This window comes from Sphingopyxis sp. H073, assembly GCF_001468395.1.
Classification (GTDB): Bacteria; Pseudomonadota; Alphaproteobacteria; order Sphingomonadales; family Sphingomonadaceae; genus Sphingopyxis.
Genome location: NZ_LNSG01000006.1, coordinates 230,055 through 246,590, shown reverse-complemented (window position 1 = coordinate 246,590; position 16,536 = coordinate 230,055). Strand labels below are relative to the sequence as shown.

At 68.0% G+C, this 16,536-nt stretch carries 14 protein-coding genes; 5 read left to right on the top strand and 9 right to left on the bottom strand.

Annotated elements, in window-relative coordinates; genetic code table 11:
* Positions 1-345: 345 nt before the first annotated feature.
* From fdxA to ATE64_RS13710, 3 genes are all read right to left on the bottom strand, one after another.
* Positions 346-684: a ferredoxin FdxA gene (gene fdxA / locus ATE64_RS13720; RefSeq protein ID WP_058455019.1), complete on the bottom strand. Its 339-nt coding sequence runs from the start codon at positions 682-684 to the stop codon at positions 346-348.
* A gap of 173 nt (positions 685-857) precedes the next feature.
* Positions 858-1,157, bottom strand: coding sequence for an RNA-binding S4 domain-containing protein (locus ATE64_RS13715; RefSeq protein ID WP_058455020.1), 300 nt, complete (start codon positions 1,155-1,157; stop codon positions 858-860).
* Between the two features lie 10 nt (positions 1,158-1,167).
* Entirely contained in the window at positions 1,168-3,963 is a 2,796-nt protein-coding gene (locus tag ATE64_RS13710) for a helicase-related protein (protein WP_058455136.1), read from the bottom strand.
* Positions 3,964-4,258: 295 nt separating this feature from the next.
* Between ATE64_RS13710 and ATE64_RS22345 the strand changes: the two genes are divergently transcribed.
* The 5 genes from ATE64_RS22345 to ATE64_RS13685 all read left to right on the top strand — a co-directional run bounded on the left by ATE64_RS22345 (position 4,259) and on the right by ATE64_RS13685 (position 10,217).
* On the top strand, positions 4,259-5,797 hold the full coding sequence (locus ATE64_RS22345; protein ID WP_058455021.1) for a peptidoglycan DD-metalloendopeptidase family protein: 1,539 nt from the start codon (positions 4,259-4,261) through the stop codon (positions 5,795-5,797).
* 61 nt (positions 5,798-5,858) lie between these two features.
* Positions 5,859-6,857, top strand: coding sequence for a porphobilinogen synthase (gene hemB, locus ATE64_RS13700; RefSeq protein ID WP_058455022.1), 999 nt, complete (start codon positions 5,859-5,861; stop codon positions 6,855-6,857).
* A complete protein-coding gene (locus tag ATE64_RS13695; RefSeq protein ID WP_058455023.1) occupies positions 6,854-7,396 on the top strand; it encodes a GNAT family N-acetyltransferase in 543 nt (180 codons plus the stop codon). The genes hemB and ATE64_RS13695 overlap by 4 nt, the downstream gene beginning before the upstream one ends.
* Positions 7,393-9,666: a fused MFS/spermidine synthase gene (locus ATE64_RS13690; protein ID WP_058455024.1), complete on the top strand. Its 2,274-nt coding sequence runs from the start codon at positions 7,393-7,395 to the stop codon at positions 9,664-9,666. The genes ATE64_RS13695 and ATE64_RS13690 overlap by 4 nt, the downstream gene beginning before the upstream one ends.
* Positions 9,663-10,217: a gamma carbonic anhydrase family protein gene (locus ATE64_RS13685; RefSeq protein ID WP_058455025.1), complete on the top strand. Its 555-nt coding sequence runs from the start codon at positions 9,663-9,665 to the stop codon at positions 10,215-10,217. Before ATE64_RS13690 ends, ATE64_RS13685 begins: the two co-directional genes overlap by 4 nt.
* 195 nt (positions 10,218-10,412) lie before the next feature.
* On the opposite strand, the gene ATE64_RS13680 is transcribed toward ATE64_RS13685, so the two are convergent.
* The 6 genes from ATE64_RS13680 to ATE64_RS13655 form a co-directional block, all read right to left on the bottom strand.
* Positions 10,413-10,985, bottom strand: coding sequence for a urate hydroxylase PuuD (locus tag ATE64_RS13680; protein WP_058455026.1), 573 nt, complete (start codon positions 10,983-10,985; stop codon positions 10,413-10,415).
* Positions 10,986-11,063: 78 nt separating this feature from the next.
* Positions 11,064-11,741 carry an inner membrane-spanning protein YciB gene (locus ATE64_RS13675; RefSeq protein WP_058455027.1) on the bottom strand — a complete coding sequence of 226 codons (678 nt, stop codon included), beginning with the start codon at positions 11,739-11,741 and terminating at the stop codon, positions 11,064-11,066.
* Positions 11,738-12,664: a signal recognition particle-docking protein FtsY gene (ftsY, locus tag ATE64_RS13670; protein WP_058455028.1), complete on the bottom strand. Its 927-nt coding sequence runs from the start codon at positions 12,662-12,664 to the stop codon at positions 11,738-11,740. The genes ATE64_RS13675 and ftsY overlap by 4 nt, the downstream gene beginning before the upstream one ends.
* Positions 12,661-13,956: a MiaB/RimO family radical SAM methylthiotransferase gene (locus tag ATE64_RS13665; protein WP_058455029.1), complete on the bottom strand. Its 1,296-nt coding sequence runs from the start codon at positions 13,954-13,956 to the stop codon at positions 12,661-12,663. Before ATE64_RS13665 ends, ftsY begins: the two co-directional genes overlap by 4 nt.
* Complete coding sequence (gene dapF / locus ATE64_RS13660) at positions 13,953-14,759, bottom strand: diaminopimelate epimerase (protein WP_058455030.1); 807 nt, start codon at positions 14,757-14,759, stop codon at positions 13,953-13,955. The genes ATE64_RS13665 and dapF overlap by 4 nt, the downstream gene beginning before the upstream one ends.
* 50 nt (positions 14,760-14,809) lie before the next feature.
* Positions 14,810-16,441: an EAL domain-containing protein gene (locus ATE64_RS13655; protein ID WP_058455031.1), complete on the bottom strand. Its 1,632-nt coding sequence runs from the start codon at positions 16,439-16,441 to the stop codon at positions 14,810-14,812.
* Between the last annotated feature and the right edge of the window lie 95 nt (positions 16,442-16,536).

Genomic DNA, 16,536 nt, shown 5'->3' with positions numbered 1-16,536 from the left:
CCTCCGTCGCCCTACATCGGCGGCAAGACGGAGCGTTTCAAGGGGGCAAATTGTTGGGGCACGGATTACGGTGTGCCGCCTCTATGTCGGCTGCGGGGTGCGGAGCTGTCTTTACCTGCTCGTCATGCTGGCTGCGGCGATGGCCTCGCTGTTTCAGCATCCATGGCCGGCGCTCTAATTCTATGCCGCGCTGAAGGAAACGGCAGACCATGGACCTTGAAACAAGTTCAGGGTGACGATATTCTGAGCGTCCGCAATTGACCAAAAGGGAGCGCGGGACACCAACCCGAAAAAGAAAAGAGGCGGGAATGACCCGCCCCTTTTGCCTTGCCGCCGGTGCGGCGATCAGTCGCCTTCGCCGGGCTCGGCGGAGAAATGGTTCTCGTACTTGCCCTCGACGCCCTTCCATTCGTCGGCGTCGGCGGGGCTGTCCTTCTTGACCGTGATGTTCGGCCATTCGGCGCTGAACTTGCTGTTCACTTCGAGCCACTTTTCGAGACCGCTTTCGGTGTCGGGCAGGATCGCTTCGGCGGGGCATTCGGGTTCGCACACGCCGCAGTCGATGCACTCGTTCGGATTGATGACGAGCATATTCTCGCCCTCATAGAAACAGTCGACGGGGCAGACCTCGACGCAGTCCATATATTTGCACCGGATGCAGGCGTCCGTCACAACATAGGTCATGGGCTTTTGCTCCCTTGGCCGGCGGCACCCTTGCCGTCCGGATGATCGTTCGACCCGCCTCTATGCCGCGCGAACGCGGCGCGTCAACGCAAAGCGACAGTTGCGAATCACTCTCATTCTGTAGGCCAACGGCGCCGGTTTCGGGCGACAGCTTTTCCTTCGCCGCCGATAGCTCAGATGGAGGCGACGGGTGCTCCGGCATCGAGCCGGATATAGCAGGCCTGCGCTTCGGGCGCGGGGCCGCGGCGCCCGGGGAGGGTGAGGAGGCGGATCACCTCGATGCGCTCGCCGACCGGCAGCACCAGCGTTGCACCGGCATGGACCGCGGCCGAGGGGCGGGTGATGCGGCGGCCGTCGAGGCGGATATGTCCCGCCGTCACCATCGCCTGCGCGATGCTGCGCGAGCGCGCGAAGCGCAGATACCAGAGCAGCTTGTCGAGCCGGATGCTTCCTGCGGCGCCGGGACTGGCCATCGGCGCGCCGTCAATCCTTGCGCACGTCGGCGAGCAGCGCGGCGAGGCCCGCGAACGGGCTGTGCGGCGACGGGCCGCGCCGTTGCGGGCGGTCGGGGCGCGGCGAGCGCGGCGCGGCGTTGGCGGGGGCCGGGATTCCATGCTTCTGACCGGGCTTCTGGCCATGCTTCGGTCGCCGGCCGCTGGCCTGCTTGGCGTGCGAGCGCTCTGCCTTACCCTTGGCGGCGGCGGTGTTTTCGTGCGGTTGTTCCTTACCATGCTTGCGGCGCTGACGCTTGTCGGGATGCTTGAGCCCCGCCCAGCGCCAGCGTTGCAGCGCCGGGTCGCCGACGGTGCGGAAGCCGAAGCTTTGCAGCAGGGCGCGGCGCGTCTCCTCGTCGAGGCCTAGCGAGGTGGCGAGCGCGGGGTCGATCGCGAACCCCGGCGGCGAGGCGGCGGTGGCGTCATGGCCGTCGTCGGCATGATGCCCGTCATGATGGTCGTCGTCGCCCGCACGCGCCTTGCCGGGGATCGCCGCCGCCTGGATGCGCGCGGCGTGCGCCTGACGCGCGAGCCGCTCGGCCATGTCGATGCGCAGCCAGCCCGCGGCGCAGCGGCGGAAGCCGGCGATGCGCAGCCCGGTGTGGCTGCCGGTCTTTTGCAGCACCGCGCCCTGCGGCGGCAGGGCGGGCACGCTCTCGCCCTGCTGCGCTGCGAGCAGCGCGGCGCGCCAGCGCACCGCCTCGGGCTTCAGAAGCTGGTGGTGAAAGATGTCGAGCGAGCCGATGGTCAGGCCGAGCTTGCGGAGCTGCGGCCGCTCTTCGGCGCTCATCACCTCGAGCTGCGCTTCGACCGAGGCGCGCGGGACGGTGCCGCCGCCATCGACGAGCGCGGCGAGCAGCGCGCGGACGCGCGGCGGGGTGAAGAGGTCGCCCGCGGCTTCTCCCATCGTGGCGAGCGGCCCCGCGTGGCGCGCAAGCTGCTGCGCGACGAAAATCTGCAACCGCTCCGAGATCGCCTGAACCTGCTGCGGCTCGAGGCGGCGCAGCGATGCGTCGATCTGGATCGCGGGCTGGACGAGCGTCGGCCCGCGCGCGAGCGTCGCGACGATGTGTCCGTGCCAGGCGAGGCGCGGCGCGCCGCCGGCTTCGCTGACGAGCGACAGCGCATTATCCTCGCCTGCGGCCAAGGTCGCGGCGCGGCGCGCGAGTTCGCTGCGCAGATGCTTTTCCGCCGCGGCAAGGAGCAGGCGGTGGTCGCTTGCCCGCGCCCGCGCATCGACCTTGAACGAAAAACCCTTGAGCGTGCCGATCGGCTCGCCGTCGACCGCGACGGTGCCGTCGACGGCGACCGCGACGGGAAGCGAGGCGTGACGCTGCCCCGCGTCGCGGATCAGCAGCGCGAGGCGGCGGTCGACGAAACGCTGGGCGAGCGCGGCGTGCAGCGCATCCGACAGGCGCGATTCGAGATCCTGCGTCCGCTCGGTCCATCCGGCGCCGCCCGCGATCCAGTCGCCGCGCTGCGCGATGAAACAGAGCGTGCGGACCGCGGCGATGCGGCTCGCGAGCTGGTCGATGTCGCCGTCGGTGTCGTCGAGCCGCGCGAGGCGTTTGGCGAACCAGTCGGGATCGATCATCCCGTCGCCGCTCGTCCGCCATTGCCAGAGCCTCAGCACGGTACGGCTGTGATGCTCGGCGCCCAATTGCTCGAAATCGGGGAGGCCGCAGACGTCCCACAGGCGCGCGACCGCTTCGGGCTCGTTCCCGCGCATCCGCACTTCCATGTCGCCGGCAAGATGCTTCAGGACCGCGATGTCGACCGCCTCGGGCGCGGGGCGCAATGTCGGCTGCCCCGGCGGCTGCGCAAGATCCGCGAGCAGCACGTCGAGCGTGTCGTAGCGCGGGGTCGGGTTGCGCCAGAACAGGCTGGCGAGCGGCGGGAAATGATGTCCCTCGATCGCCAGGATTTCCTCGGGCGTGAAGCCGCCCTGCGGCAGGCCGACGGTGCCGAAGCTGCCGTCCTGCTGGTGGCGACCCGCGCGCCCTGCGATCTGCGCCATTTCGGAAATCGTCAGGCGGCGAAGCCGGCGTCCGTCGAATTTCTGCAGGCTTGCGAAGGCGACATGCTGGACGTCGAGGTTGAGCCCCATGCCGATCGCATCGGTCGCGACGAGATAGTCGACCTCGCCCGCCTCGAACATCGCGACCTGCGCATTGCGCGTCTTGGGGCTGAGCGCGCCCATCACGACCGCTGCGCCGCCCGAAAAGCGGCGGAGCATTTCGGCGATCGCGTAAACCTCTTCGGCCGAGAAGGCGACGATCGCCGATCGTTTTGGCAGCCGCGACAGTTTCGACGTCCCGGCATAGCTCAAGGTCGAGAAACGCGGGCGCGTGACGATTTCGGCCTCGGGAACGAGGCTGCGGACCAGACCCCTGGTCGTCGCCGAGCCGAGGATCATCGTCTCCTCGCGCCCGCGTGCCCGCAGAAGGCGGTCGGTGAAGACATGGCCGCGCTCGGGATCGGCGCCGAGCTGGACCTCGTCGATGCCGACGAAGGCGACGTCGCGGTCGACCGGCAACGCCTCCATCGTCCCGAGCAGGTAGCGCGCGCCCGGCGGCATGATGCGCTCCTCGCCCGTCACCAGCGCAACCTCGGCCGCGCCCTTGATCGCGACGACGCGGTCGTAAACCTCGCGCGCCAGCAAGCGCAGCGGGAAGCCGATCATGCCGCTCGCATGGGCGGTCAGGCGCTCGACCGCCAAATGGGTTTTGCCGGTGTTGGTGGGGCCAAGGACAGCCTTGACCGGAGTGGAAGAGAAGGACGTCATTGTCGTTGGCGCCACGCTGACACGCTCGCGCCCGCCGCGCAACAGCCGATCGTCGGACGGTGCAGGCGAGCGCGCATTTTTCCGCGCGCGACACACCGCATCGCGCCGCCGCCACGGCCCACCGCAGGACTCCCGCGATACCCAGCCATTAAATTGACTTTAACGACCTTTCTTTACAGACAGCGGGCCGAAAAGATCATTCGGCGGCCGGGTCAAAGGGAGGCCCGTCGAGCGGGGGTTGCATTTTTTGTTCCAGCGCCACGAACCCATATCGGGTCACGAGCCCATTGCGGTTATGTCCGGCAATACGGCCGTGCTGTCGATGGCGCAGGCAATTCCGTTTCGCCCCGTGCGCGCCGATCCCGAACCGCTGTCGTGGCGCGACCGGCTGGCGCATCTCGACCTTGTTCCCGATCTCGGCGCCGATATCGGTTCGCAGGATTGGTGGCGCGGCCTCGCGACGCTGACCCTGCTGTGCGGCGCGGCCATTTCGACCTTCCCCGGCGTCAAGCCGCTGTCGGTGCGGGCGCCTGCGCTCGACGCCGCCGATTTTAACGAAGCCCGCGCGCAGATGATCGTGCCGCTGGCATTCGGCGGCGACACCGGCCGCCACATGGCGGCGACCGACGCCGTTCGCCCGCTCGCCCAGACCCCCGAACGCCCGCAGATCGAATTGACCGCAACCCTGGGGGCAGGCGACAGCTTCGCCCGCGTGCTCGAACGCTCGGGCGTCGGCAGCGGCGACGCGCAGGCGATCGCGGCGCAGGTGTCGAGCGCCGTCCCGCTTGCCGACATCGCGCCGGGCACGCGCGTCGACCTGATCCTCGGCCGCCGCGCCGCGCGCACCATGCCGCGCCCGGTCGACGCGCTCGCGATGCGCGCGCGCTTCGACCTTCGGATCGAGATGGAGCGAGAGGGCGGCCGCCTCGTCATGCGCCGCATCCCGATCGCGGTCGATTCGACCCCGCTGCGCATCCGCGGCACGGTCGGCGGCAGCCTCTATCGCTCGGCGCGCGCGGCAGGCGCCTCGCCCGAGGTGATCCAGTCGTACCTCCGCGTCATCGGCCGCCAGATTTCGGTCGGCAGCGACATACGGTCGAGCGACCAGTTCGACATCATCGTCGACCATCGCCGCGCCGAAACGGGCGAGAGCGAGACCGGAAAGCTGCTCTACGCGGGTCTCGTCCGCGGCGGGAAGGCGAAGCTGTCGATGATCGAATGGACTGTCGACGGCCGCACACAATGGTTCGAGGCATCGGGCGTCGGCGAACAGCGCGGCGGCATGGTCCGCCCGACCAATGGGCGCGTGACCTCGACCTTCGGGATGCGCCGCCATCCGATCCTCGGCTATCGCCGGATGCACAGCGGTGTCGATTTCGGGGGCGGCTATGGCGCCCCCATCTATGCCGTCAGCGACGGCTTCGTGTCGATCGCCGGCCGCACGGGTGGCTTCGGCAATTATGTCAAGCTCAGCCATGGCGGCGGGCTCGGCACCGGCTATGGCCATATGAGCCGTATCGCGGTGCGTCCGGGCCAGCATGTCTCGCGCGGGCAGGTGATCGGCTATATCGGGTCGAGCGGCCTGTCGACGGGTCCGCACCTCCATTACGAGGTCTATCGCAACGGCGTCCCGGTCAATCCAATGTCGGTCGCGTTTGTGACGCGCGCGCAGCTCGAGGGCAAGGCGCTCGCCGACTTCCGCGCGCGCATCCGCCAGCTCACCTCGGTCGCGCCGGGCGCCGCGATGTCGGCGGTCGTGGCGAAGCCTGCCGAGGGCCCCAAGCTCGGTTCGCTCGCCGACGTCGCAGAGAAGCGGGTCGGCGGCGGCATCTGACCGCGCCCCGCGCGCACCAATATCCATTTGCCCTCGGGCTCGGCGCCGCTATGCACGCGGCATGACTCATGCCCCCTTTCCCGACCTGCGTCTCCGCCGCACGCGCCGCACCGGCTGGAGCCGGGCGATGGTGCGCGAGCATCACCTGACGCCGTCGAACCTGATCTGGCCGCTCTTCGTCTGTCCCGGCGACGGCGCCGAGGAGCCGATCGCGAGCCTGCCGGGCGTGTCGCGCTGGTCGGTCGACCGGATCGTCGACCGCGCGAAGGAAGCCGCCGCCGCCGGCATCCCGTGCCTTGCGCTGTTCCCCTACACCGAGCCCGCGCTGCGGAGCGAGGACGGCGCCGAAGCGCTCAACCCCGACAATCTGATGTGCCGAGCGACCGCCGCGATCAAGCAGGCGCTCGGCGACGACATCGGCGTCCTCACCGACGTCGCGCTCGACCCCTATACCAGCCATGGACAGGACGGGCTGATCGGCGACACGGGCTATGTCCTCAACGACGAGACGGTCGAGGTGCTGGTCGGGCAGGCGCTGAATCAGGCGCGCGCGGGCGCCGACATCATCGCGCCGTCGGACATGATGGACGGCCGCGTCGGCGCGATCCGCGAGGCGCTGGAGACCGAGGGTTTCGGTCATGTCCAGATCATGAGCTATGCGGCCAAATATGCCTCGGCCTTCTATGGCCCGTTCCGCGATGCGGTCGGCTCGCGCGGGCTGCTCAAGGGCGACAAGAAGACCTACCAGATGGACCCGGCGAACGTTGAGGAGGCGCTGCGCGAGGTCGAGCAGGATCTCGCCGAGGGTGCCGACAGCGTGATGGTGAAGCCCGGTCTGCCCTATCTCGACGTCGTGCGCGCGGTGAAGGAGCATTTCGCCGTGCCGGTCTATGCCTATCAGGTGTCGGGCGAATATGCGATGATCGAGGCGGCAGCGGCGGTAGGCGCGGGCGACCGCGACGCGCTGGTGCTCGAAACCCTGCTTGCATTCCGCCGCGCGGGCGCGTCGGGGGTGCTGACCTATCACGCCCTGCACGCCGCGCGGCTGCTCGGCGCATGATCGAGACCGCGCGACTGATCATGCGGTCGTGGCGCGACGAGGACATCGCGCCGTTCCAGCAGATTTGCAGCGATCCCGATGTGATGGCGACGCTCGGCCCGCCGCTCGACATGGACGAGACGGCGGCGCTGATCGGGCGGGTCCGCGCGATCGAGGCGGAGCATGGTCACACATTTTGGGCGCTCGAACGCAAGGAGGACGCGCGGCTGATCGGCTGGTGCGGGGTGATACGGGGCAGCGCAGGCCCGGTCGCGGGCAAGGCCGAACTCGGCTGGCGGCTCGCGCGCGACGCCTGGGGTGCGGGCTATGCGAGCGAGGCGGCGCGCGGCGCGGCGGACTGGGCGCTGGCGCATCTTCCCGACGACGACGACCTCTGGGCGATCACCTGGGAAGGCAATGGGCGTAGCCGCGCGGTGATGGAGCGGCTCGGCATGGCCTATCGGGCGGGGCTGGATTTCGATCATCCAAAGCTGGCGGAGGGCGATCCGCTGCGCCGGCATGTCACCTATTCGATAGCGAGGACCAAGGCCGCAGCATGACGAACCGCGAAGCATCGAGCCCGCGCCGCTGGCTGTTCGTGCTGACGATCCTCGTCGGCAGTTTCCTGCTCTTTCAGGTCCAGCCGATGGTCGCGCGCATGGTGCTGCCGAAACTCGGCGGCGCGCCCGCAGTGTGGAACAGCGCGATGCTCGTCTATCAGGCGCTGCTGCTCGGCGGCTATGCCTATGCGCACTGGCTCGGCCGTTTTGCGGTCCGGCGGCAGGCGACGATCCATGTCGCGCTGCTCCTCGTCGCGGCGCTGTGGCTGCCGATCGGCATTGCGAGCCTTGCGCCGCCCGCGCCGGGGCAGGAGGCGCTTTGGGTTCCGCTGCTCCTGCTCGCCTCGATCGGTCCCGTCTTCTTCGCGGTGTCGGCGCAGGCGCCGCTGATGCAGCGCTGGTTCGCCGCCGACGCGCGCGCGGGCGATCCCTATTATCTCTATGCGGCGTCGAACCTCGGCAGCTTTGCGGGGCTGATCAGCTATCCGGCGCTGGTCGAGCCCTCTATGCCGCTGGCGACGCAGAGCTGGCTGTGGACTGCGGGCTATGGCGTGCTGGTGCTGCTCGTCGCGGCAAGCGGCGCGGCGCGCTGGCGCGGCGAGGCGGTCCACGAGACCGAAAGCGTCACTGCTGGCGAATCGCGCCCGACGCTGCGCCGCCAGATCCACTGGCTGCTGCTCGCGGCGGTGCCGTCGGGGCTGATGCTGTCGACGACGACGCATCTCACCACCGACATCGTCGCGATGCCGCTGCTCTGGGTGCTGCCGCTCGGTCTCTACCTGTTGAGCTTCGTCATCGCCTTCTCGACCGCTGAGCGCCTGACGCAGGTTTTCACGACGATCGCGCCCGCGGTCCTGCTGTCGGTCGGCGGGTTGGCGTTGCTCAGCACCAGCGGGGGTACGATGCTCGTCGCGCTCGCGGCGCTTGCGATGCAGTTCATCGTCGCGGTCGCGCTGCACGGCTATCTCTATCATCTGCGCCCCGCAACGCAGCACCTGACGCTCTTCTATCTCGTCATGTCGGCGGGCGGCGTGCTTGGCGGCTTGTTCGCGGCGCTGTTCGCGCCGCTGCTGTTCGACTGGGTCTATGAGCATCCGTTGCTCGTCCTCGCCGCCGCCATGCTGCTGCCGCTGCCGGCCTTGTTCCCTTGGGACAAATGGGCGAAGCTGTCTCCCGCGACCGCGCGGACGATCGTCGCCGCGCTTATGGGGGTCGCCGCCTTCGCTTGCTGGAAGATGGTGCATTTGTGGCTCGGCCGGATCGAGGGCGAGGTTGCGATGTGGGGGATCCTGCTCTTCGTCATCGGGCTGCTCGTGATCGGCTGGCGATGGGCCTTCGTCCTGTCGCTCGCGATGCTGATGCTGGGGGTCGGCGGCTGGGGCACGCTGCAGGAAAGCTTTACCGGCAATCGCGTGCGCAGCTATTTCGGCGTCTACACCGTCACCGATTATCCCGCCGAACATCAGCGCCGGTTGGCGCACGGCACGACGCTCCACGGGCTGCAGCGTACCGACGCCCCCCACCAGCTCGAACCGACGACCTATTACGGCCACCAGTCGGGGGTCGGCCTGACGCTCGACCGGGCGGAGGAACTGGCGGGCCCGACGGCATCGGTCGGCCTCGTCGGCCTCGGTGCCGGGACGCTGTCCTGCTATCGCAAGCCCGGCCAGCGCTGGACGATCTTCGAGATCGACCCGGCGATGGCGAAGATCGCGCGCGACCCGTCCAAATTCACCTTCATCAGCGAATGCGCCCCCGACGTGCCGATCGTGATCGGCGACGCGCGGCTCCAGATCGCGAAGCTGCCGCCGGCGCAGTTCGACATATTGGTGATCGACGCCTTTTCTTCCGATGCGATCCCGCTGCACCTGCTGACCGCCGAGGCGATCGGCATCTATGCGCGCGCGCTGAAGCCGGGCGGGGTGCTGCTGATCCACATCTCGAACCGCTTCTTTGAGCTCGAGCCGGTGCTGTCGACCGAGGCGCGGGCGCGCGGCTGGTCCGCGGCGATCCGTATGGACACGCGGCCCGACGAACTCAGTGGTCGCGATGACATCGGCGCCTTGACCGGATCGAACTGGGTCGCGCTGACCGCAACATCTGCGCGGTTGCAGCAGTTGACGGGCGGGCTGAAGCCGCGCGAAAAGGCCGAGGCCGACGGCGTGTGGGTGCCGCTCGAACGGCGGGCAGGCTTCCAGCGCTGGACCGACGATTATGCCTCGACCCTGCCGGTCCTGCTGTGGGGCCATCTTATCGGAAGGCGCGAATGACCTATAAAGACGTCAGCATCATCGCCGTGAACGGCAAGGCGCCGCAGATCGACCCCAGCGCCTTCATCGCGCCGGGATGCCGGATCATCGGCGACGTGACGATCGGCCCCGACGTCAGCATCTGGTACAATTGCGTGCTGCGCGCCGATGTCAGCCATATCGTCGTCGGCGCGCGCTCGAATATCCAGGACGGCAGCGTCGTGCATTGCGACGGTCCGATGCCGCACCGGCCCGAGGGGTACCCCACGATCATCGGCGAGGATGTGCTGATCGGCCATCTGGCGATGGTGCATGGCTGCACATTGGCGGATCGCGCCTTCGTCGGGCTCAAGGCGACGGTGATGAACGGTTGCGTGATCGGCAGCGACGCGATGCTTGCGGCGGGCGCGTTGCTCACCGAGCACAAGGAGATTCCCGGCCGCGAGCTCTGGGCCGGATCGCCCGCGCGGCGTGTGCGTGATATCGACGATGCGCAGGCCGCGGGGATGCAGATGGGCGTCGCGCACTATGTGCACAACGGCCGCATGCACAAGGCGGCGGTGGAAGGGTAAGTAAATCCTCCCCGTGGCGAAGCCATGGGGAGGGGGACCGCTGCGAAGCAGTGGTGGAGGGGCCGCGACGGTGCGCCATCGCCCCTCCGTCAGCCCTGCGCCGAAGGCGCAGTTTATCCTGAGCGACTGCCGCAGGCAGGCAGTCGAAGGGGGCTGCCACCTCCCCATCGCTGCGCGACAGGGAGGATCGTCACATCAGCTGAAGTTCACCATCGCATAGAGCATCGGGATCGACAGCAAAGTGTTGGTCCGCGAAAAGATCATCGCGGTCTTGGCCGAGGCCGCCTTGGTCGCATCGTCGGCTTCGACGATGCCGAGGGCCTTCTTCTGGTTCGGCCAGATCACGAACCAGACGTTGAACGCCATGATCAGGCCCAGCCACATGCCCGCGCCGATCAGCTTGTACGGATCCTGGAAGCTCAGCGCCGGGATTGCATATTTGGCGTGGAAAGCGATGGCGAGTCCCAACAGCACCGTGATCAGTGCTGCCCAACGGAACCAGAAAAGCGCCGCCGGGGCGATATGCTTGCCCACCGCGGGTTTCAGTTCGGCCGGGATCTTGGGCATCGTCGGGATCTGCACGAAGTTGAAATAATAGAGCAGCCCGATCCACAATATGCCGAAGAAGGTGTGCAGCCAGCGCAGGATCGCGTTGCCCGCGGCGATCCCGTCCTCGAAATTCTGGCCGTTGAGACCGAGCATCAGGATGATCGCAAGTACGAGGCCTGCGCCGAGTACGGCGTGCAGATTACCGAAAAATTTGTCCATGATAGTCCCCCTCCATCTGTTTTGCCTCCGCGCGACCCGGAAGCGTGAAGGGGGATATGCCAGCGAGTGGCGGCGGGCTCAAGCTTGCTTGTCGGCGCCCTCGGTAACCGCAAGGCCGTGCTTCAGCATCACCGGCACCTGCGTCAGCGTGAAGAGGAAGGAGAGGGCGGTGACGCCCCAGACCTTGATCGTCAGCCAGAGGTCGAAACTCATCTGCTTCGCCTGGATGAGTTCGTACATCACATGGTTGGCGACGCCGAGCGCGGCGAAGAACAGGCCCCAGTTGCGCGACAGCAGCAGCCAGCCCCGTTCGGTCACCCCCTCGAGCGCCGATTGCAGCAGATATTTGAGCATCGGCTTCTTGAGGAGCCAGCCGCCGAGCAGCAGCACCGCGAAGGCGGCGTAGATGATCGTGGGCTTCATCACGATGAAGCGCTCGTCGTGGAACCAGATGGTCAGCGCGCCGAAACCGAGGACGAGGATGCTCGACATCCACAGCATCGGCGAAATGCGCCCGAGCTTCCACTTCGAGACGATCATCGCGACGATGATCGCCGCCATGAAGGCGACGGTGCCCTTGATCGCGCCGGTTGTCGCGGCGAACGCGCCGGTGCCGCCGGAGGAGAATTTATAGGTCAGGAAGAAGACGAGCAGCGGCCCGAAATCGATCGCGAAGTTGAGCCAGCCATGTTTGGCAGGCGGCGGCGCGGGGATCGGCTCGGGGCCGCCCGGAAGCTGGTCTATCTGTTCGCTCATCGGATGTTTCCGGCAATGATGCCCGCGATCTCGTCGGCGTCGAAGGGGCGAAGATCGTCGATCGTCTCGCCGATGCCGATCGCGTGGATGGGAAGGCCGTGGCGCTCGGCCGCGGCGACAAGAACGCCGCCGCGCGCGGTGCCGTCGAGCTTGGTCATCACGAGCCCGGTGACCCCCGCGACCTCGCGGAACACGTCGATCTGCGACAACGCATTCTGCCCGGTCGTCGCGTCGAGGACGAGCACAACGTCGTGCGGCGCGGCGGGGTTGAGGCGGCCGAGCACGCGCTTGATCTTCGCAAGCTCGTCCATCAGCTCGCGCTTGTTCTGGAGCCGCCCGGCGGTGTCGACGATCAGCACGTCGATGCCGGTCGCGGTCGCCTGCTTCACCGCATCGAAGACGATTCCCGCACTGTCGCCGCCTTCGGGGCCGGCCATGATCGGCACGCCGAGCCGTTCGGCCCAGACTTTGAGCTGGCCGATCGCGGCGGCGCGGAAGGTGTCGCCAGCGACGAGCATCACGCCATAATCCTGTTCCTGGAACAGGTGCGCGAGCTTGGCGATGGTGGTGGTCTTCCCCGATCCGTTGACGCCGATCACCAATATGACCTGAGGGCGGGGGAAGGCGTCGATGTCGAGCGGCTCGGCGACGGGGCGCAGCACCGCGGCGATCTCTTCCGCTACCACCTTGCGCAACTCGTCGGTGCCGTTCGCGGCGACGTCGCGGCGTTCGGACAGGCGGTCGCGGATGCGCGCGGCCATATTGGGGCCGAGGTCGGCGGTGATCAGCGCATCCTCGATCCGGTCGAGATCGTCGTCGTCGAGCCGCGATTTGCCGGTGAGCCCCGACAGATTTTCGCCGAGCCGCTCCGACGTGCGCTTGAGACCGCCGAGCAGGCGTTCGCTCCAGCTGAGGCCGCTCATGCCGCGAGCATCCTGTCGCCCTCGCGCGCGGTCAGGCGAACCGGCAGGATGCTGCCAGGTTCGGCGGGCGTCGCCAGCGTCAGCGCTGCGAAATTTTCGGCATGGCCGGTCAGCCCGTCGCGCTCGACGAGCATCGACGCGGTGCGGCCGATCTGTGTATCGAGCCAGGCGGTGCGGCGGCGCGCGTTGGCTTCGCGGAGCTTGGCCGCACGCTCGCGGGCGATGGCGCGGCCGACCTGCGGCATCCGCGCGGCGGGGGTGCCGGCGCGCGGGCTGTACGGAAAGATGTGGCCGAAAACGATGTCGCAATCGTCGATCAGGGCCATCGAATGGGCGAACATGGTGTCATCCTCAGTGGGGAATCCGGCGATCAGGTCGGCGCCGATCGCGATGTCGGGGCGGGCGGCCCTGAGCCGTTCGGTCAGGCGCACGGCGTCGGCGCGGCGGTGGCGGCGCTTCATGCGCGTCAGCACCATGTCGTCGCCCGCCTGCAGCGACAGATGGACGTGCGGCATCACGCGCGCCTCCTCAGTCAGCAGCGCGAACAGCGCATCGTCGATGCGGTTCGGGTCGAGCGACGAGAGGCGCAGGCGTTCGACGGGCAGCGTCAGCAACGCTTCGACCAGCGCCGCGAGGCTGGTGCCGCTGTCGTCGCCATAGCTTGCAAGATCGACCCCGGTGAGGATGATCTCGCGCTGGCCGCGATCGATCGCCGTGCGGGCGGCGTCGAGCACCGCTTCGGTTGTTGCCGAGCGGGCGGTGCCGCGGGCGAGCACGGTCGCGCAGAAGGTGCAGCTGTGCGAGCAGCCCGTCTGGACGCCGAGGAAGGCGCGCGCGTGATCGGCGCCGGAGAGGGCGGGTTGGTACGGTGCGGGTTTATCAAAAGTCATGTTCCCCCGCGAACGCGGGGGTCCATCTCCCGCCGGTGCTATTTCGCGCCTGCCGGTGATGGGTCCCCGCCTTCGCGGGGACACGGGGGCTTTATAGCTTTTAACCAAACCCTTGGCATCGTTGCGTACCACTCGCGCGCCCATCGCAGCAAAGGTTTCGGCCTCGAGCTCCGCCGCGCATCCCGTCACCACGACCTCGGCCCCCGGCCGCTCGCGCAACGCGCGGCGGACCGCTTGCCGCGCCTGCCGGACGGCTTCGTCGGTCACGGCGCAGCTGTTGAAGACGATCGTGTCGCGCGCGCCCGCCGCCCTGGCCGCGGCGCGTACCGCCTCGCCCTCGGCGATGTTGAGCCGGCAACCGAAATTGACGACCTCGACGCGGTCGGCGAGCGCAATCGTCATCCGAAGCGCGTCCAGTCGGTCTCGCCGTCATAGACGCGCGTCGCGGCGCCGCTCATCACGATCGGCTCGCCGGGCGCCCAGCGGATGATCAGGTCGCCGCCGGGCAGCGACACGGTGACGGGCGATTTGACCAGCCCGGCGCGGATTGCGGCGACCGCGGTCGCGCACGCCCCGGTGCCGCACGCCTGTGTCAGGCCCACGCCGCGCTCCCAGACGCGGAGCTGGAGCTGGTTCTCGCCGTCGAGGCTCGCGACATTGACGTTGACGCGCTCGGGGAACAGCGGATCGGTCTCGATCCGCGGGCCGAGTTCGTCGAGCGCGACGGCGTCGGCTTCGGGCACGAAAAAGACGATATGTGGATTGCCGACATTGACCGCGGCGCCATGTTCCAGCTCGTCCCAGGCGACGGGCATGTCGCGCGTGTCCATCGGCATCGCGAGCGGGATATGCTCCCAGTCGAACACGGGTTCGCCCAGCACCACCTCGGCACCGCCGTCGGCAGGGGTGACGCGCAGCATCCCGCCCAGCGTCTCGATCACCGATGGTTCGCCGAGCAGCGTGGCGACACAGCGCGTCGCATTGCCGCACGCCTCGACCTCGCTGCCGTCGGCATTGAAGATGCGCATCTTCACATCGGCGCTTGTCGAGGGTTCGAGCAGGATAAGCTGGTCGCATCCGATGCCGAAGCTGCGGTCGGCGATCGCATGGGCGCGCGCCGGGGTCATCTCGACGGGACGCTCGCGCGCGTCGATGACCACGAAGTCGTTGCCCAGCCCATGCATCTTGGTGAAGCGGTCAGCCATAGCCGCGCATGTAAGGGCGCGGGGGCGGGAAGTCTAGCGACCTGGGTGCGTCACGCCGTCTTGCGGAGCGGTTCCTCGTCGCCGGCAGGCGGGGGAGGCAGCGGCCGGGCGCTCTCGCGCAGCAGGCCGCGGTCGGCGAGCAGGCGCGCCGTGTCCGCGGCGGATGCCGCGCGGCCATAGTACCAGCCCTGGCCCTTCGAACAGCCGAGCCGGGTGAGTTCGATCGCGGTCGCTTCGTCTTCGACACCCTCGGCGGTGATCGGCATCGCGAGGCTTTCGCCGAGGCGGACGATCGCGACGACGATCGCCTGCGCGTCGGGGCTGCCGCGCATCGCCGCGATGAAGCTGCGGTCGATCTTGATCCGGTCGAACGGCAATGCACGGAGATGCGAGAGCGAGCTGTAGCCGGTGCCGAAATCGTCGAGGCTGAGCGAGACGCCCTGATTCTTGAGGCTGGTGACGATCGAGCGGACGAGCGGGAGGTTTTCGAACAGCGAGCTTTCGGTGATCTCGACCTCGAGCTGGTTCGCTGGGAAGCCCGTCTCGACGAGCAGCTTGGTAAGCTTCTGGCTGAACCAGGGGTCTTTCAGCTGCTGCGGTGAAATGTTGACCGCAAGCACGATCGACGGATCCCAGCTCTTGGCGATCTCCATCGCGTCGCGGACGACGCGCAGCGACAATTCGCCGATCAATCCGCTTTCCTCGGCGACCGGGATGAAGCGTTCGGGCGGGATCAGGCCATATTCGGGCGATTCCCAGCGCATCAGCATCTCGAAGCCGAGCAGGCGGCCGCTGGCGATGTCGACCTGCGGTTCGAAATAGGGGATGAATTCGCCGCGCGGCATGCCGTCGCGAATGCCGGTTTCGATCTGGTTGCGGATCTGCACCGCCATTTCCATGCCCGCCTGGAACCAGCAGTGGCGGTTCCGCCCCTCGTCCTTGCAGTGATACATGGCGATGTCGGCCTGGCGGACCATCGTTTCCATCGTGATGCTGGCGTCGGTCGCGAGCGCGATGCCAAGCGACGCGCCGATCCGGATCTGCTGCGAATCGTGCGCGACCGAATCTTCCAGCGCGGTGACCAGCGCCGCGGCCAGTGCGTCGATCTCGGCGCGCGCGACGGGCTCGAAGGGGAGCATCGCGACGAACTCGTCGCCGCCGAGCCGCGCCTTGGTAGCGGTCGGGGGCAGGATTTCGTTGATGCGCTCTGCGGCAACCTGCAGCACGCGGTCGCCGGCGGCGTGGCCGTGGATGTCGTTGACGGTCTTGAAATGGTCGAGGTCGAGCAGGAACAGCGCGACGTAGCGACGCTCGCCAGTCGCTTCCGCGATCATCCGCTGCCCCTGCGCGAGCAGGGCACGGCGGTTGAGGAAGCCGGTGAGCGGATCGGTGTCGGCGAGGTAGCGCGCGCGCTGTTCCGCCTCGGTGCGTTCGCGGATCTCGCGGTTCAGGTCCTCGTAGCGGCGCCAGCCGAAGAGGATCAGCGCGATATTCAGGATCATCGCGGCGGCAAGCACCTTGTCGGGCCCCCCACCGAGGCCGATGATCGTCTGCACGATCGACTGCATCACGCTGCCGCCGGTGCCGACGAACAGCAGGATCGCGGCCACGACGATCCCCCCGGCGAACATGTCGCGCCGCGCGTCCTCGCTGCGGTCGCGCGCTTTCGGTTCTGCTGTCATGTAACTATTCCCACCCATCGCAGCCATAGTGGCGGCGAGCGGTGAAATTTGCGTTAAGTGCGAACCGACGCCGTGCTTGCCTTTTGCCGCCGTTT

Bases quoted from the DNA above. Each gene is read 5' to 3' on its own strand.
- fdxA (WP_058455019.1), bottom strand. From the start codon at position 684: ATGACCTATGTTGTGACGGACGCCTGCATCCGGTGCAAATATATGGAC.
- ATE64_RS13715 (WP_058455020.1), bottom strand. From the start codon at position 1,157: ATGGCCAGTCCCGGCGCCGCAGGAAGCATCCGGCTCGACAAGCTGCTC.
- ATE64_RS13710 (WP_058455136.1), bottom strand. From the start codon at position 3,963: ATGACGTCCTTCTCTTCCACTCCGGTCAAGGCTGTCCTTGGCCCCACC.
- ATE64_RS22345 (WP_058455021.1), top strand. From the start codon at position 4,259: ATGTCCGGCAATACGGCCGTGCTGTCGATGGCGCAGGCAATTCCGTTT.
- hemB (WP_058455022.1), top strand. From the start codon at position 5,859: ATGACTCATGCCCCCTTTCCCGACCTGCGTCTCCGCCGCACGCGCCGC.
- ATE64_RS13695 (WP_058455023.1), top strand. From the start codon at position 6,854: ATGATCGAGACCGCGCGACTGATCATGCGGTCGTGGCGCGACGAGGAC.
- ATE64_RS13690 (WP_058455024.1), top strand. From the start codon at position 7,393: ATGACGAACCGCGAAGCATCGAGCCCGCGCCGCTGGCTGTTCGTGCTG.
- ATE64_RS13685 (WP_058455025.1), top strand. From the start codon at position 9,663: ATGACCTATAAAGACGTCAGCATCATCGCCGTGAACGGCAAGGCGCCG.
- ATE64_RS13680 (WP_058455026.1), bottom strand. From the start codon at position 10,985: ATGGACAAATTTTTCGGTAATCTGCACGCCGTACTCGGCGCAGGCCTC.
- ATE64_RS13675 (WP_058455027.1), bottom strand. From the start codon at position 11,741: ATGAGCGAACAGATAGACCAGCTTCCGGGCGGCCCCGAGCCGATCCCC.
- ftsY (WP_058455028.1), bottom strand. From the start codon at position 12,664: ATGAGCGGCCTCAGCTGGAGCGAACGCCTGCTCGGCGGTCTCAAGCGC.
- ATE64_RS13665 (WP_058455029.1), bottom strand. From the start codon at position 13,956: ATGACGATTGCGCTCGCCGACCGCGTCGAGGTCGTCAATTTCGGTTGC.
- dapF (WP_058455030.1), bottom strand. From the start codon at position 14,759: ATGGCTGACCGCTTCACCAAGATGCATGGGCTGGGCAACGACTTCGTG.
- ATE64_RS13655 (WP_058455031.1), bottom strand. From the start codon at position 16,441: ATGACAGCAGAACCGAAAGCGCGCGACCGCAGCGAGGACGCGCGGCGC.